Source organism: Pseudomonas sp. BCA17 (genome assembly GCF_004519405.1).
Classification (GTDB): Bacteria; Pseudomonadota; Gammaproteobacteria; order Pseudomonadales; family Pseudomonadaceae; genus Aquipseudomonas.
The window spans coordinates 207213-221843 of sequence record NZ_SGWI01000002.1 but is presented as its reverse complement, the minus strand read 5'-3'; the positions used below and the strand labels follow the sequence as shown (position 1 = coordinate 221843).

Here is a 14631-nt window from a genome sequence, read left to right as displayed (position 1 = left end):
AACAAGATGGCTGGACGTACACGTACTCCGTTTCAACGTAGCGGTACTTCGATTCTCCCTGCTTATCAAACCATGTCCCCGGGGCAGTTCCTTCTTTCGCCCAACGGCCGATTCAAACTGTTGCTTCAAACCGACGGCAACCTGGCATTGCAGGACAATGGCGCAGTGGTTTGGATCGCCAATGAAACCACCCCTTACTCTTCCACTGTTCCGTTGCGATACAACGTGCCGGTGCAACTCTACGTCCAATATGGCGCATTTCTCGACGATCCGATTCGGGCTCGTACCTGGCTGACAAACAATTCATCGTACACCAGCGAAGATCAGTGGAACCGAACTCATATGTCGTTGCAGGACGACGGTAACATCGTGCTGATTGATTCTCAGGCGATCTGGAGTGGCACCCCTTCCATTCCGCTTGATCCGACTTCCGGTGCAATTCTGTTCGGAGGCCCATCCGAACTGCAGATGGGGACTCCTTACTTCGCCGGTGATGGTGCGCTGATCTTTCAAGGTGATGGCAACGTCGTGAACTACGGGCCGAACTGGAGTGTGCGCTGGGCTAGCTACACCCAAAACAAGGGTGCAGTTAAAGCCGTCTTTCAGGCGGATGGTAATTTCGTGGTGTACGCGGCGAACGACGTCCCGCTTTGGAATTCGGGCACGGGTGGGCATCCTGGGGCCACTCTGCGCCTACAGCCAAATGGCAACTTGGCTGTTATTCAGGAAAGCCCGGTCTGGGCTCGTTTTGGCTACACGCCGACGGTACGTCGACGTAAGGTCTACTACCCCGATACCACCAGTCCCGAACATAACGGTACCGCGCCATACCCTACCTATGGCCATATCGGTTGGGAGTTCTAATCGCTTCCCTCGCGAGCTAGCGGCGTAATGCCCGGGTTCGGCCCGCTTATATAAAGCGGGAGTAGCAAAAGGGTCGTGCTTGCCTGGCGACCCTGTTAATGCGAGGAGTCTCGCATTCATTTCACGGCTTGGTGTTGATTGAGCCCGTTTCTCTTTCGGCCACGCTGCGCCCTTCGCTCTGAGTCGGGAATGTTGCTGGAGCCGACTAATTTCAAACATGTCCACAGAGTAGATCGCATGGAGTTATTACAGCGCCTGCTCGATCCACAGATTTTATTGCCCGGTAAACCCTGTTTGAGGAGTGCAAGTCAGTGTCGATAACACTTTCCCAGCTTATTCAAGTGTTGCCCGCAGCCCGCCCCAGAGCGGGCCTTTTTTTGTCAGGGCTGAACACTGCCATCGCCAGGTTTGAGATCGCCAGCCCCAAACGCCTAGCTGCGTTTCTCGCGCAGATAGGCCACGAGTCCGCCCAACTGCGCTACGTTCGCGAACTGGGCGGCGACCAATACCTGAGTAAATACGACACCGGCTCCCTGGCCGCCCGCCTGGGCAACACGCCCGAAGCGGATGGTGATGGCCAGAAGTATCGCGGGCGGGGCCTGATCCAGATCACCGGCCGGCGCAATTACCAGGCGTGCAGCCAGGCACTTTTTGGCGATGATCGCCTGCTGCAACAACCTGAACTGCTGGAGCAGCCCCAATGGGCATGTGAGTCTGCAGCCTGGTTCTGGCAAAACAATGGCCTGAACGAGTTGGCTGACAAGAACCAGTTCACCACCATCACCCAGCGCATTAACGGCGGGCTCAATGGCATGGAGGACCGTTTGCAGTTGTGGGCGCGGGCGAAGGCGGTGTTATGCGTTACTTGACCGTCTTGCGCCTGATCGGTGTTTTCCTGCTGATGGCGGTCGTTTGGCAGGTGCAGGCTTGGCGCTACGGTGAGCAGCTCGAGCATCAGGAGGAACTGCATGCCAATGCACTCAATCAGCAAAGCCAGGCCCTTGCGCATCAGCTGGTGGTGGCGCAGGAACAACGGCTGGCCCTCGAACAACAACTCAACACCAGCGACCAACAACACACCCGGGAGTTAAGCGATGCCCAACGCAACCAAACTGCTCTGCGCGACCGCTTGGCCACTGCTGATGTGCGGTTGTCAGTCCTTCTCGACGCCACCGATCCCGCCAACGGCTGTGCAATGCCGACCACCGCCGCCTCCGGCGGCGTGGTTCATGCAGCCCCGCGAGCCCGACTTGACCCAGCGCATGCTCAACGAATTATCAGCATCACCAACGACGGAGATAACGCCCTGATTGCCTTGCGCGCCTGCCAGGCATATGTGCATGCCGTCGCACGGTAGTTTCTTGATGCACGCTGTAACTTGCATGGCCGATGGGCTCCTGTAGGGTAGGTGAACCCCCCGCCCATTCCTGGAGACGACCGTGAAGGAAATCACTCAACTGGCCGCTGAACTGGGCCGCCGCTTGCAAGTGCTCAATGCCCACGTCACCACCGCCGAGTCCTGCACCGGTGGCGGTATTGCCGAAGCCATCACGCGGATACCGGGCAGTTCGGCCTGGTTCGAGGCGGGGTATGTCACCTACTCCAATCGACAGAAAACCTGGCAGTTGAATGTGCCGGAAGAATTGTTCCGCACAGTCGGCGCCGTCAGCCAGGAAGTGGTGGAGGCGATGGTCCGTGGTGCCCAGGAGAAAAGCCTGGCGCGCTTTGCTGTGGCGGTCAGCGGGGTGGCGGGGCCGGATGGCGGTTCGCGGGACAAGCCGGTGGGCACGGTATGGCTGGCGTTCGGCGTCGGCGACGAGGTGACGGCCGAGCTGGCGCACTTCGCCGGCAACCGGGATGAGGTCCGCCGACAAACGGTAAAGGCCGCGCTGGAAGGCTTGATGCGACGAGCTGCAGCAGAAATAGAAAATCAGGGGTAGGCGATCTCGGATCTTTGTGGAACAATACTGTCTACTTATACAGGTGTTGGCCGCCAGGCCTTATTGATTACGTGAGGACTTTAATGGACGACAACAAGAAGAAAGCCTTGGCTGCGGCCCTGGGTCAGATCGAACGTCAATTCGGCAAGGGTGCCGTAATGCGTATGGGCGATCATGACCGTCAGGCGATCCCAGCTATTTCCACTGGCTCTCTGGGTCTGGACATCGCGCTCGGCATTGGCGGCTTGCCAAAAGGTCGTATCGTTGAGATCTACGGTCCTGAATCTTCCGGTAAAACTACCCTGACTCTGTCGGTGATTGCCCAGGCGCAAAAAATGGGCGCTACCTGCGCGTTCGTCGACGCCGAGCACGCTCTGGACCCTGAATACGCCGGCAAACTGGGCGTCAACGTTGACGACCTGCTGGTTTCCCAGCCGGACACCGGTGAGCAAGCCCTGGAAATCACCGACATGCTGGTGCGCTCCAACGCCATCGACGTGATCGTGGTCGACTCCGTGGCTGCCCTGGTACCCAAGGCCGAAATCGAAGGCGAAATGGGCGACATGCACGTGGGCCTGCAAGCCCGCTTGATGTCCCAGGCGCTGCGTAAAATCACCGGTAACATCAAGAACGCTAACTGCCTGGTGATCTTCATCAACCAGATCCGTATGAAGATCGGCGTAATGTTCGGTAGCCCGGAAACCACCACGGGTGGTAACGCGTTGAAGTTCTACGCTTCGGTCCGTCTGGATATCCGCCGTACTGGCGCGGTGAAGGAAGGTGACGAGGTTGTCGGTAGCGAAACCCGCGTTAAAGTCGTGAAGAACAAGGTGGCTCCGCCATTCCGTCAGGCTGAATTCCAGATTCTCTACGGCAAGGGGATCTACCTGAACGGCGAGATGATCGATCTGGGCGTGCTGCACGGCTTCGTCGAGAAGTCCGGTGCCTGGTATGCCTACAACGGCAGCAAAATCGGTCAGGGTAAGGCCAACTCGGCCAAGTTCCTGGCGGATAACCCGGATATCGCCGCCACGCTTGAGAAGCAGATCCGCGACAAGCTGCTGACCGCAGCGCCTGATGTGAAAGCTGCCGCCAACCGTGAACCGGTTGACGAGATGGAAGAAGTCGATACTGATATCTGAAGCAAACGATGACTGTTGTACTGGATACACTTGTCGCCGTTAGGCGTACTGCGATGGACCTGCTCGCTCGCCGCGAGCATGGTCGAGTCGAGCTGACGCGTAAACTGCGTCAGCGCGGCGCGGAGCCTGAGATGATCGAAATCACCCTCGACCGTTTGACGGAAGAGGGGCTGCTTTCTGAATCGCGTTATCTCGAAAGTTTTATTTCATACCGAGCCCGTTCCGGTTACGGCCCTGCGCGAATACGTGAAGAGTTGGGCCAACGCGGCCTGCAACGCGCTGATATTGACCTCGCCCTGCGTGAGAGCGGTATCAGTTGGCAAGCGCAGTTGGAAGACACCTGGCGACGTAAGTTCTCCGGACATCTGCCAATTGATGCCAAGGAGCGTGCGAAGCAGGGGCGTTTCCTGAGCTATCGCGGGTTTTCGATGGAAATGATCAGCCGGTTGTTAAGTGGTCGGGATATGGACGACTGAACAATGGGTTGTTGTCGCATGCGGGTTTGTCTCGCGCTGCGCTGCGAAACAGTCGCAATTTCGATACCCCGTTCATTTTTAAATACCCAAAGGCCCACTATGAAATAGTGGGCCTTTTTTTTGCTCAAAAATCAAGCCGTTTCCGGCGCAGCCCGCTGTTGCGTCTTGCCTTGGGCCTTCGCCCAGTTTTCCGGCAAATTGATGTAGTCCACCAACTCCCGCAACCTGCCTTGATCTCGTCCATTGAAGTTGAACACCAGTCGTGTCAAATGGCTGAACCTCGGCTCGTCATGGTCCTCGCCCGTGTAGGCAAGCTGCTGGAACTCGCCACTTAGACGCAGGCTGGCGAACTCGCTCTGCAAGTGGGCCAATGCGCGATCACTCAACGGATGATTCATGCGCACCACAAACTCGCGCTTCAACCAGCGCGTGGAATGGAAGTTGGCATAAAACCGGTTGATCTCTTCCACCGCTTCTTCTGCGCTGTACACCAGACGCACCAATTTAAGGTCGGTGGGCAGGATGTAGCGATTGGCTTCCAGCTGGCTGCGGATAAAGTCCAGTGCTCCTTGCCAGAACCCACCTCCTGGTGCATCCAGCAACACCACCGGTACCAGTGGGCTCTTGCCGGTCTGGATCAGCGTCAACACTTCCAGCGCTTCGTCCAGGGTGCCGAAGCCTCCCGGGCAGAGCACCAACGCATCCGCTTCCTTGACGAAGAACAGCTTGCGGGTGAAGAAGAAGTGGAATGACAACAGGTTCTCGGTGCCATCGATGGTGGGGTTGGCGTGCTGTTCAAATGGCAGTGTGATGTTGAAGCCGAGGCTGTGTTCCAGGCCTGCGCCTTCGTGCGCTGCCGCCATAATGCCGCCGCCGCCGCCAGTGATTACCATCAGGTCCGACTGGGCCAGCATCGCACCGACTTCGCGGGCCAGGGCATACAGCGGGCTTTCGACGGGAGTGCGGGCCGAGCCGAATACAGTCACCTTGCGGCGGTCCTTGAATTGCTCCAATACGCGGAAGGCGTTATCCAGCTCACGGATTGCCTGCAAGGTGATTTTAGCGTTCCAGCGGTTGCGGTCGTCTTGAGCCATGCGCAAAACGGTGAGAATCATGTCGCGATAGAGGGGGATATTCGGGCTGTTGGGGGCTATCAGCTGGAGCTGCGCGTCGACCTGCTGGGTAAGGTCAGTCCCGTTTTCTTCAAAATGACGAAGCAGGCGATCATTCGATTCATAAGGCATTCAACTTCTCCTTTTTACAGGGCCTGGGTAGTCGACGAACGTATCGTCGGGGGCCACGACACTGCATGTGTCATGACATGCCGCAGGAAGGCAGGCCTCTTTTGCCCTGAAAATGTTACAGAACAGCAGGGGAAACTGCTGCGAACGAAATGAAGGGATGACTTGATCATGGGCCGAAAAACCCTTGGCTGGCAACCGCTTATTGGTTATTCAGCATGGAGTTTAGCGGGTGGCGGGAACTGAAGCAGGGGGAAGTGCGCACCGCTGGACAGCAGCGCGCGGAGAGCAGGCGACGGTTACTTTTTCTTCTTGGCCGCAGCCGGTGCAGGGCAATCGGCTTCTACGAACTTGACCGACGCCACGGGGCGGTTGGTCTTGTTTTCAGTGATTTCGTAGCGCATCACTACGCCCTTGGCCATCAGTTCGCGGTAGCCCTCGTTCAGGCACACGCTTTGTCCCAATTGGAAATACACGGCTTTAGGGTTATCGCGCATCTGCTGCGCCCGATCAGGTTGCACGCTCAGGTGATCGATCAGTTGCATGCCTTCAACGGTGTAGGCCACTTCCAGGGTTTTTTCATCGATTTCCCGGGGCAGGTCCTTGTTGCTTTCGGCCGCGACGCTTTGCAGCTTCCTGTTCATTTGGGCCTCCAGCAGCGAGGCCGCATGGGCGCCCACGGGCAAGACCAACGCAAGGGCGACGGATGGGGCGACAAGGCGCAGCATGGAACGCAGCATGAAACTCTCCTGATTCGGTTACTGGTGCATAGACCAGCCACTGCGCTGTGCGTTCAGTGGCGCGCAATTATAGGTGAGCCCTTGCCACTACAGCCAGGCGTATCGCTGGTAAACTGCCGCCACTTAAGCCTTCATCGAGTTCTCCTGTGTCGATTTATCCCGCTTCGCGGCGCATTTCATGAGCCACGCCGTCTCCCGCCTGCGTTCCGAACGTCTGGCACGTGCTGTCAGGCCGTTCCTCAATCGCGGTTCCCGTGCCGAGCGATGCCCCGGCTGCCGGGTTATTCCCGAGTATTGCCTGTGCGCCTGGCGGCCGAAAGTGCAGGCCAAGTCCGCGATGTGCCTGCTGATGCACGACGTCGAGCCAATGAAACCCAGTAACACCGGCTGGTTGATCGCCGATGTGGTCGATGACACCACCGCATTCGCCTGGTCGCGTACCGAAGTCGACCCCCAATTGCTCACGTTGCTGGCTGATCCGCAATGGCAACCGTATATCGTGTTTCCCGGCGAGTTCGTCGCGCCTGAACGGGTCGTCAGCGAGGTCAAGGTGGAGGAGGGCAAGCGTCCGCTCTTCATCTTGCTGGACGGCACTTGGAGTGAGGCGCGTAAGATGTTTCGCAAAAGTCCCTATCTGGAACACCTGCCGGTGCTGAGCCTTGCCCCGGAACAGCTATCGCGCTACAAGCTGCGTCGCTCCAAGCGCGATGATCATTTCTGTACCGCAGAGGTCGCGGCACTGTGCCTGGAGCTGGCTGCCGATCAAGCGGCGAGCGAAGTGCTGGATGCCTACCTTGATGTATTCAGCACCCATTACCTGGCCGCCAAGTTCCAGATGCCCCTGGACCTGGGAGACATCGTTCACACACGCCTGGCGCCCTATATTCCGGCGGTATGACCAGACGACGTTTGCATGATGGCACCGTAGCCGCATCCCCCGCTAAAATGCCCCAGGGCCAGTGCTTGACCCCCCAGGCTACGCTGGGCATGCTGAGCGCCGATTGGGGCGTAACCGTGAGTTTCCAGCGTTGTTTCAAGCATCCTTGACGCTGGACCTGCCCTGTGGCGATGGCTGTCTGGCCGTTGCCTTGTGCATTGGCGAACCCTGAACCCATCAGGGTTCCCTTAAAAAACAGGATCATTTAACCAATGGCCACATACGAAATCCTGATAGCCGATGACCATCCGCTGTTTCGCAGTGCACTGCATCAGGCCGTAACCCTGGGCCTTGGCCCCGATGTCCGGCTGGTCGAAGTGGCCAGCATTGCCGAGCTGGAATCCCGCCTTACCGAAAAATCCGACTGGGACCTGGTGTTGCTCGATCTGAACATGCCCGGTGCCTATGGTTTCTCTGGCTTGGTATTGCTGCGTGGGCAATACCCGCAGATCCCGGTGGTCATGGTGTCCGCCCAGGAAGAAGCCGATGTGGTGGTGCGCTCCAAGGAGTTCGGTGCCAGCGGGTTCATTCCCAAGTCCAGTGCCATGGAAGAGATCCAGGCCGCGGTGCGCAAGGTGCTTGATGGCGATGTGTCCTGGCCGCCACAAGCGTTTGAAGAGATCAACGTATCCGACGAAGCTAAAGCCGCACGTGATGGCTTGGCCAGCCTGACACCCCAGCAGTTCCGGGTGCTGACCATGGTTTGCGAAGGTCTGTTGAACAAACAGATTGCCTACGAGTTGAATGTGTCGGAAGCGACCATCAAGGCTCACGTAACTGCAATCTTTCGCAAGCTGGGCGTGCGCACGCGCACCCAGGCGGCGTTGCTCTTGCAACAACTTGAGTCAATTTCACAGCATTAAGATGTAACCTATTCACGCTTTTTTGACTTTGCGTGCTCTAGTTTCCCCACTTCTTTGGTTCAGTTGCCTATATCTATGTCGCCGTTCAAGGGTCAAACCGGTATCAAACGTATCTTCAACGCAGGGGGCTATTCCCTGGATGGCCTGCGTGCGGCTTTCACCGGCGAGGCTGCGTTCCGCCAACTGGTGCTGCTCAACGTCATCCTGATTCCGTTGAGCTTCTTCCTGCATGTCAGTCGGGTTGAACGTGCCTTGCTGATCGCTGTGTGCCTGCTGGCGTTGATCGTCGAATTGCTCAACTCGGCGGTGGAAGCCGCCATTGACCGGATTTCCCTGGATCGTCACCCCTTGTCGAAAAACGCCAAGGATATGGGCAGCGCCGCGCAATTTGTGGCGCTGACCATGATCACCCTGGTGTGGGCCGTGATCCTGATCTAAGGATCAGGCTATGTTCGGCAGTACGATCTCGTCGCTGCGCTGAACCCCGGCGGTGAAGGCGCGGCACAGTTCCAGGAACTCGCGCATGGCGGAAGTCTGGTACTTCTGTTTATGCCAGATGAAGTAGAACTGCCGGGCCAGGTCCAGGTCCGGGGTCTCTACCGGTACCAGGCTGCCACGGCGGAATGCATCCCTCAGCGCAAGCCGGGAGATACAGCCAATTCCCAACCCGGACTCCACCGCCCGTTTGATCGCCTCGGTATGTTCCAGCTCCAGGCGGATATTCAGCGCGCTGCGGTGATGGCGCATGGCTTGGTCAAACGTCAGGCGTGTGCCCGAACCTTGCTCACGCAAGATCCACGCTTCATGGGTCAGCTCTTCCATGGTCGCCATGCCCTGCCTGGCCAGGTGATGTTGCGGTGCGCAAAACACCACCAACTCATCTTCCACCCAGGTTTGCACCTCGATGTCCGGGTGGCTGCAATCGCCCTCGATTAGACCCAGGTCAATTTCGTAGTGCGCTACCTGATGCACGATATGTGCAGTGTTCTGCACGTGCAGTTTCACCTGGCTCTCGGGGTGTTGCTGCATGAAGCTGCCGATCAGCAGTGTGGCCAGGTAATTGCCGATGGTCAGGGTGGCACCAACCGCCAGGGAGCCGAAACCGGACTTGCCGTTGAGCAGGTCTTCGATCTCCTTGGCCTGGTCCAGAAGCGCGACGGCCTGGGGCAATAGCTGATGCCCGAGGGCGTTGAGGCTCAAGCGCTTACCGGCGCGGTCGAATAATTGGCAGCTGGATTGACGCTCCAGCTCGGTAATCGAAGTGCTGGCGGCGGATTGAGATAAGGCCAGAAGGCCAGCAGCGCGCGAGACGCTTTCCTGCTGGGCGACGGCAACGAAGACTTGCAGTTGACGGAGAGTAAATCGCATATCGATATAACCGATAACCCTTATCTTAATAATCCAGTTAACAGATATTGTCGCCGCCATTAGAATACGGTGCAATTGCGCATCTATCTTTCGGTGCAGATCCATCTCCAGGAGTTCCCCGTACATGAGCAACATGAACCACGAGCGTGTCCTCAGTGTTCATCACTGGAACGACACTCTGTTCAGCTTCAAGTGCACCCGCGATCCGGGCTTGCGCTTCGAGAACGGTCAGTTCGTGATGATCGGCCTGCAACAGCCCAACGGCCGCCCACTCATGCGTGCTTACTCCATTGCCAGCCCGAACTGGGAAGAGCATCTGGAATTCTTCAGCATCAAAGTGCCCGATGGCCCGCTGACTTCCCAATTGCAGCACTTGAAGGAAGGCGACGAGATCATCATCAGCAAAAAACCGACAGGCACCCTGGTGCTTGACGATTTGAAGCCGGGCAAGCATCTGTACCTGCTCAGCACGGGTACGGGTCTGGCTCCGTTCATGAGCGTGATCCAGGACCCGGAAACCTACGAGCGTTTCGAAAAAGTGATCCTGTGCCACGGCGTGCGTTACGTCAACGAAGTCGCCTACCGCGAGTTCATCACCGAGCACCTGCCGCAGAACGAGTTTTTCGGTGAGGCGCTGCGTGACAAGTTGATCTACTACCCGACCGTGACCCGCGAGCCGTTCGAAAACGAAGGCCGCCTGACCGACCTGATGCGCAGCGGTAAGCTGTTCCGCGACATCGGCCTGCCACCGATCAACCCTGAAGACGACCGCGCCATGCTGTGCGGCAGCCCAAGCATGTTGGATGAAACCAGTGAAGTGCTGAACAGCTTCGGCCTGAAAGTTTCGCCACGCATGCGTGAGCCGGGTGATTACCTGATCGAGCGTGCGTTCGTCGAGAAATAAGCGGCGCAAAAAAAACCGCGCAGCCCGAAGGGGCGCGCGGTTTTTTTATGGCTGCGATTTACTGCGCGGCAACCACTTCCAACACACAAATCATCCCGGGCTCGGGATAGTGCCAGCGCACATCCACATCCCAGAACTGCGCCCCGTATTCCCGTTCCGACGTCGGCACTTGATACGCCGGCCGCGGATCCTGTGCCAGACATTGCTCGATCAACTCAACCAGCGGCTCTTCCAGGCGCTGGGCATGCTCTTGTGCCTGTTGCAGCGCAGTCTTGAGCCACTGCACGCCAATCAACTGCGGCGCCGCGCTGGCGATGCTGTTGGTGGCCGTGTCGATGATGTCGGCGTACGGTACGTAGGGTTTGATATCCAATACCGGCGTGCCATCCAGTAGATCAATTCCGGAAATCCATAGCCGGCCCGGCTCCACTTTGTCCAGCTTCACCACCGATTGGCCGATGCCGTTCGGCCGGTGAGTCGCGCGGGTGGCAAACACACCCATGGACGTGTTGCCGCCCAGGCGCGGTGGACGAACTTTCAGGCGTGGCTTGTCTTCCAGGGCCTGATGGAACAGGAACAGCAGCCACACATGGCTGACCTGTTCCAGGCCCTGCACCGCCTCACCGCCGTCAAACGGTGCCACCAACTCCAGCACGCCACGGGCGGCTGGCGCCAGTTGCGGTTGGCGCGGGATGGCGAACTTCTCCTTGAAGCAGGAGCGCACAAAACCGACGGGGGAGACGTTGTAGGCCATTTCTGGAGCCTCAAGTTACAAGCCGCAAGCTTTTGACTAGCAGCTTGTGGCTATGGCTGCCTTAAGCTCTGACGCGCAGCGTCAGGCCCTTGAGGAAGTTACGCAGCAACTGGTCGCCGCACGGGCGGTAGTTGGTGTGGCCGAACTTGCGGAACAGTGCGCTCAGCTCCGGTTTGGACACCGGGAACTCGGCGGACTTGAGAATCGCGTGCATATCGTCTTCCTTCAATTCGAAGGCCACGCGCAGTTTCTTAAGGATGATGTTGTTGGTCACCGGGGTTTCGATTGGCTGCGGCGGACGGCTTTCGTCCTTGCCGCGCTTGAAGATCACCAGGCCGTCAAGGAAGTGAGCCATGACGTCGTCCGGGCAGAACACAAAGCCTTCTTCCTCGTCCTTCTTGAGGTAGGTCAGCAAATCGTCCTTGGTCACGTCCATGCCGCCGAGCTTGATGATCTCGACCATCTTGTTGTCACTGATGTCGAGCATGTAGCGCACGCTGCGCAGTACGTCGTTGTGAATCATGGTAGGCAATCCTGGTATTCAACTGAGGACATCGCCGCCATGGGGCGATGTCGAGAAAGGGGGCGACGGCTTAGAACTTCTCTTTGCCGGACAGGTAACGCCATTGGCCCACCGGCACTTTGCCGATGGACACACCGCCGATGCGGATGCGCCGGATGGCGATGACTTTCAAGCCGACCGCTTCGCAGAACAGTGCAATCACGCCCGGTTGCGGGTTTTTCATTGCAAAACGCAAGCGGTTTTCGTTCTGCCAGCTGGCTTTGACCGCTGGCAGTTCTTTGCCTTTGTAAGTCAGGCCGTGGTTCAGGCGGTTAAGGCCATGGGCAGCCATGTCGCCTTCGACCTCCACCACATATTCCTGCTCGATCTTGGCGGCATCGGCGGTCAACTTGCGCAGAATCTTCCAGTCCTGGGTAAACACCAGCAGGCCGCTGGCCTTGGCTTGCAGGTCGGCGCTGGCGCTCAGGCGCAGGAAGTGGCCCTTGAGCGGGCGTTTGCCGAAGCGGTGTTCGTCTGACAAGGTTTCGGCGCTGATCGAAGCCATGGCCGTCTCGGTGTCCACGCCGGCAGGGGCGTGCAGCAGGATGGTTACCGGCTCCGGGGCGGTGGCCTTGGCCTCGGGGTCGAGTTCGACCTTTTGGGTGGTGACCTTGAACTGCGGTTCGTCGATCACTTCACCGTCCACCGAGACCCAGCCGCCTTCGATAAACAGTTCAGCCTCCCGACGGGAGCAACCGACCAGTTCGATAAGGCGTTTGGAGAGGCGTATGGGGTCAGTCATGACAAGGGCCGTAACAAAAGGGGGCGGCTATTGTACCTGTGTGGGCGCGGTTAATCCCGGCTCCATTTCATTTAGCCTTGCTGCGCTTGTTGCTGCACCTGACGCAAACGCATGCGCAGCAAAGGATACGGCTGGCCCAGGCCATCATGCTCTGCACGTCCGATCACCTCGAACCCTTGTTTGAAGTAAAAGCCCAGGGCCTGCGGGTTCTGCTCGTTGACGTCCAATTCGTCGGCATTCAGGTGTTCGACCGCATATTGCAACAGCTGGCGGCCCAGGCCCTGGCCGCGGTGCTGGGGGGCGATAAACAGCATCTCGACCTTGCCGCACGCCACTCCGGCAAACCCGGTGATGCGTTGGCGCAGGTCTTTGGTGCAGATCAGCATCACCGAGTCGAGGTAGCGCGTCAGCACCAGTTCCTTGAGTAATACGATGTAACTGTCCGGCAGGAAATCGTGGGTCGCTCGCACCGAGTCTTCCCAGATCTGCGCCAGGTGTGTGTAGTCGCTGCTTTTGGGTGTGTGGATAACCGAATGCTGACGCATGCCCGCTGCCCCTTGCCGATGATCGGCGTCGATGGGCAAACGATAGACCTAAAAAAGCCCCGCATCTTGTCCAGAGGCGGGGCTTTTTCAAAATATTTCGAAGACGCTGATCAGTCGCGCTTTTCAGCCCACAAATCGTATTCGTCGGCGTCGGTCACGGTGCACCAGACCTTGTCGCCCGGTTTCAAACCGCTGGCATCGTCGATAAATACGTTACCGTCGATCTCGGGCGCATCGAAGAAGCAACGGCCTACCGCGCCTTGTTCGTCGACTTCGTCGATCAGTACTTCGATTTCCTTGCCTATGCGCAGTTGCAGGCGCGCCGAGCTGATGGCCTGTTGATGTGCCATGAAGCGCTCCCAACGGTCCTGCTTGACGTCATCCGGCACCACGGCCAGGTCCAGCAGGTTGGCCGGGGCACCCTCGACCGGCGAGTACTGGAAGCAACCGACGCGGTCCAGCTGCGCTTCAGTCAACCAGTCCAGCAGGTACTGGAAGTCCTCTTCGGTTTCGCCAGGGAAGCCGACGATGAAAGTGGAGCGGATGATCAGTTCAGGGCAGATCTGGCGCCAGTTCTTGATGCGCGCTAGGGTCTTGTCTTCGAAGGCCGGGCGTTTCATCGCCTTGAGTACTTTCGGGCTGGCGTGCTGGAACGGGATGTCCAGGTACGGCAGGATTTTTCCGGCGGCCATCAATGGGATCAGTTCGTCGACGTGCGGGTACGGGTAAACGTAGTGCAGGCGCACCCACACGCCCAGGCTGCTGAGGGCTTCGCACAGTTCGGTCATGCGGGTTTTGACCGGCGCACCGTTCCAGAAACCGGTGCGGTATTTCACGTCGACGCCGTAGGCGCTGGTGTCCTGGGAGATCACCAACAGCTCTTTCACGCCGGATTTGACCAGGCGCTGGGCTTCGTCGAGTACGTCGCCCACCGGGCGGCTGACCAGCTTGCCGCGCATCGAGGGGATGATGCAGAAGCTGCAGCTGTGGTTGCAGCCCTCGGAAATCTTCAGGTAGGCGTAGTGGCGCGGAGTGAGCTTGATGCCTTGCGGCGGCACCAGGTCGATCAGCGGGTTGTGGTCCTGGCGGGGCGGCACCACTTCGTGCACGGCATTGACCACCTGCTCGTACTGCTGCGGGCCGGTCACGGCCAGTACGCTTGGGTGCACGTTGCGGATGTTGCCCTCTTCCACGCCCATGCAGCCGGTCACGATAACCTTGCCGTTTTCCTTGATGGCTTCGCCGATCACTTCCAGGGACTCAGCCTTGGCCGAGTCGATGAAACCACAGGTATTGACCACCACCACGTCGGCGTCCTGATAAGTGGACACTACGTCATAGCCTTCCATACGCAGTTGCGTCAGGATGCGCTCGGAGTCTACGAGCGCCTTCGGGCAACCCAGGGAAACAAAGCCGACCTTGGGATTGGCCGTCGCGGGAGTGGTGGACATGTCTAACCTCGGTATTGAATGACGCCGCCAGTCGGGCGCGACAAGGCGGTAGACGGGCGCTTGGGGCGCCTCTGATCAAAAAGTGCGCAATTCTAGCGACGG

18 protein-coding genes are annotated in these 14631 nt (G+C 58.4%); 10 read left to right on the top strand and 8 right to left on the bottom strand.

The features are described from left to right. Positions 1-6: 6 nt before the first annotated feature. The 6 genes from EXW71_RS09910 (at position 7) to recX (ending at position 4422) form a co-directional block, all read left to right on the top strand. A complete protein-coding gene (locus EXW71_RS09910) occupies positions 7-864 on the top strand; it encodes a putidacin L1 family lectin-like bacteriocin (protein ID WP_134658320.1) in 858 nt (285 codons plus the stop codon). A 311-nt stretch (positions 865-1175) separates the two neighbouring features. After that, entirely contained in the window at positions 1176-1733 is a 558-nt protein-coding gene (locus tag EXW71_RS09905; RefSeq protein WP_134658318.1) for a glycoside hydrolase family 19 protein, read from the top strand. Continuing rightward, positions 1721-2221: a lysis system i-spanin subunit Rz gene (locus EXW71_RS09900; protein ID WP_134658316.1), complete on the top strand. Its 501-nt coding sequence runs from the start codon at positions 1721-1723 to the stop codon at positions 2219-2221. The genes EXW71_RS09905 and EXW71_RS09900 overlap by 13 nt, the downstream gene beginning before the upstream one ends. 82 nt (positions 2222-2303) lie before the next feature. Continuing rightward, positions 2304-2804 carry a CinA family protein gene (locus EXW71_RS09895; protein ID WP_134658314.1) on the top strand — a complete coding sequence of 167 codons (501 nt, stop codon included), beginning with the start codon at positions 2304-2306 and terminating at the stop codon, positions 2802-2804. 83 nt (positions 2805-2887) lie between these two features. Further along, on the top strand, positions 2888-3946 hold the full coding sequence (gene recA / locus EXW71_RS09890) for a recombinase RecA (RefSeq protein WP_016970800.1): 1059 nt from the start codon (positions 2888-2890) through the stop codon (positions 3944-3946). An 8-nt stretch (positions 3947-3954) separates the two neighbouring features. After that, complete coding sequence (recX, locus tag EXW71_RS09885) at positions 3955-4422, top strand: recombination regulator RecX (protein ID WP_134658312.1); 468 nt, start codon at positions 3955-3957, stop codon at positions 4420-4422. Between the two features lie 131 nt (positions 4423-4553). On the opposite strand, the gene EXW71_RS09880 is transcribed toward recX, so the two are convergent. Together EXW71_RS09880 and EXW71_RS09875 are read right to left on the bottom strand one after the other, a co-directional pair. Continuing rightward, positions 4554-5666, bottom strand: a complete 1113-nt coding sequence (locus EXW71_RS09880; protein WP_134658310.1) for a TIGR00730 family Rossman fold protein — start codon at positions 5664-5666, stop codon at positions 4554-4556. A 296-nt stretch (positions 5667-5962) separates the two neighbouring features. Next, positions 5963-6403 carry a PA3611 family quorum-sensing-regulated virulence factor gene (locus tag EXW71_RS09875; protein ID WP_123714831.1) on the bottom strand — a complete coding sequence of 147 codons (441 nt, stop codon included), beginning with the start codon at positions 6401-6403 and terminating at the stop codon, positions 5963-5965. 178 nt (positions 6404-6581) lie between these two features. On the opposite strand from EXW71_RS09875, the gene EXW71_RS09870 reads away from it, so the two are divergent. The 3 genes from EXW71_RS09870 to EXW71_RS09860 all read left to right on the top strand — a co-directional run bounded on the left by EXW71_RS09870 (position 6582) and on the right by EXW71_RS09860 (position 8641). Next, entirely contained in the window at positions 6582-7301 is a 720-nt protein-coding gene (locus tag EXW71_RS09870) for a tRNA-uridine aminocarboxypropyltransferase (protein ID WP_134658308.1), read from the top strand. Between the two features lie 251 nt (positions 7302-7552). Beyond that, complete coding sequence (erdR, locus tag EXW71_RS09865; RefSeq protein WP_134658305.1) at positions 7553-8203, top strand: response regulator transcription factor ErdR; 651 nt, start codon at positions 7553-7555, stop codon at positions 8201-8203. Between the two features lie 69 nt (positions 8204-8272). Beyond that, entirely contained in the window at positions 8273-8641 is a 369-nt protein-coding gene (locus EXW71_RS09860; protein ID WP_176159775.1) for a diacylglycerol kinase, read from the top strand. A gap of 3 nt (positions 8642-8644) precedes the next feature. Here the strand turns inward: EXW71_RS09860 and EXW71_RS09855 are convergent, their stop codons facing one another. Further along, positions 8645-9571, bottom strand: coding sequence for a LysR family transcriptional regulator (locus EXW71_RS09855; protein ID WP_167665841.1), 927 nt, complete (start codon positions 9569-9571; stop codon positions 8645-8647). Between the two features lie 124 nt (positions 9572-9695). Between EXW71_RS09855 and fpr the strand changes: the two genes are divergently transcribed. Beyond that, positions 9696-10475 (top strand): ferredoxin-NADP reductase, encoded by a 780-nt coding sequence (gene fpr / locus EXW71_RS09850; protein WP_017529767.1) that lies wholly within the window; start codon positions 9696-9698, stop codon positions 10473-10475. A gap of 58 nt (positions 10476-10533) precedes the next feature. On the opposite strand, the gene tsaA is transcribed toward fpr, so the two are convergent. From tsaA to rimO, 5 genes are all read right to left on the bottom strand, one after another. After that, positions 10534-11229, bottom strand: coding sequence for a tRNA (N6-threonylcarbamoyladenosine(37)-N6)-methyltransferase TrmO (gene tsaA / locus EXW71_RS09845; protein WP_123714834.1), 696 nt, complete (start codon positions 11227-11229; stop codon positions 10534-10536). A gap of 61 nt (positions 11230-11290) precedes the next feature. Beyond that, complete coding sequence (locus tag EXW71_RS09840; protein WP_123714835.1) at positions 11291-11752, bottom strand: DUF1456 family protein; 462 nt, start codon at positions 11750-11752, stop codon at positions 11291-11293. Positions 11753-11822: 70 nt separating this feature from the next. After that, complete coding sequence (locus tag EXW71_RS09835) at positions 11823-12533, bottom strand: rRNA pseudouridine synthase (protein WP_134658303.1); 711 nt, start codon at positions 12531-12533, stop codon at positions 11823-11825. Between the two features lie 71 nt (positions 12534-12604). Further along, a complete protein-coding gene (locus tag EXW71_RS09830) occupies positions 12605-13078 on the bottom strand; it encodes a GNAT family N-acetyltransferase (protein ID WP_134658301.1) in 474 nt (157 codons plus the stop codon). A gap of 110 nt (positions 13079-13188) precedes the next feature. Beyond that, positions 13189-14529 carry a 30S ribosomal protein S12 methylthiotransferase RimO gene (rimO, locus tag EXW71_RS09825; RefSeq protein WP_123714838.1) on the bottom strand — a complete coding sequence of 447 codons (1341 nt, stop codon included), beginning with the start codon at positions 14527-14529 and terminating at the stop codon, positions 13189-13191. Positions 14530-14631: the final 102 nt, after the last annotated feature.

Excerpts from the sequence above, each read along its gene's own strand:
- EXW71_RS09900 (WP_134658316.1), top strand. The coding sequence starts at position 1,721 with ATGCGTTACTTGACCGTCTTGCGCCTGATCGGTGTTTTCCTGCTGATG.
- EXW71_RS09880 (WP_134658310.1), bottom strand. The coding sequence starts at position 5,666 with ATGCCTTATGAATCGAATGATCGCCTGCTTCGTCATTTTGAAGAAAAC.
- recX (WP_134658312.1), top strand. The coding sequence starts at position 3,955 with ATGACTGTTGTACTGGATACACTTGTCGCCGTTAGGCGTACTGCGATG.
- recA (WP_016970800.1), top strand. The coding sequence starts at position 2,888 with ATGGACGACAACAAGAAGAAAGCCTTGGCTGCGGCCCTGGGTCAGATC.
- tsaA (WP_123714834.1), bottom strand. The coding sequence starts at position 11,229 with ATGGCCTACAACGTCTCCCCCGTCGGTTTTGTGCGCTCCTGCTTCAAG.
- rimO (WP_123714838.1), bottom strand. The coding sequence starts at position 14,529 with ATGTCCACCACTCCCGCGACGGCCAATCCCAAGGTCGGCTTTGTTTCC.
- EXW71_RS09870 (WP_134658308.1), top strand. The coding sequence starts at position 6,582 with ATGAGCCACGCCGTCTCCCGCCTGCGTTCCGAACGTCTGGCACGTGCT.
- erdR (WP_134658305.1), top strand. The coding sequence starts at position 7,553 with ATGGCCACATACGAAATCCTGATAGCCGATGACCATCCGCTGTTTCGC.
- fpr (WP_017529767.1), top strand. The coding sequence starts at position 9,696 with ATGAGCAACATGAACCACGAGCGTGTCCTCAGTGTTCATCACTGGAAC.
- EXW71_RS09840 (WP_123714835.1), bottom strand. The coding sequence starts at position 11,752 with ATGATTCACAACGACGTACTGCGCAGCGTGCGCTACATGCTCGACATC.
- EXW71_RS09875 (WP_123714831.1), bottom strand. The coding sequence starts at position 6,403 with ATGCTGCGTTCCATGCTGCGCCTTGTCGCCCCATCCGTCGCCCTTGCG.
- EXW71_RS09835 (WP_134658303.1), bottom strand. The coding sequence starts at position 12,533 with ATGACTGACCCCATACGCCTCTCCAAACGCCTTATCGAACTGGTCGGT.
- EXW71_RS09855 (WP_167665841.1), bottom strand. The coding sequence starts at position 9,571 with ATGCGATTTACTCTCCGTCAACTGCAAGTCTTCGTTGCCGTCGCCCAG.
- EXW71_RS09830 (WP_134658301.1), bottom strand. The coding sequence starts at position 13,078 with ATGCGTCAGCATTCGGTTATCCACACACCCAAAAGCAGCGACTACACA.
- EXW71_RS09910 (WP_134658320.1), top strand. The coding sequence starts at position 7 with ATGGCTGGACGTACACGTACTCCGTTTCAACGTAGCGGTACTTCGATT.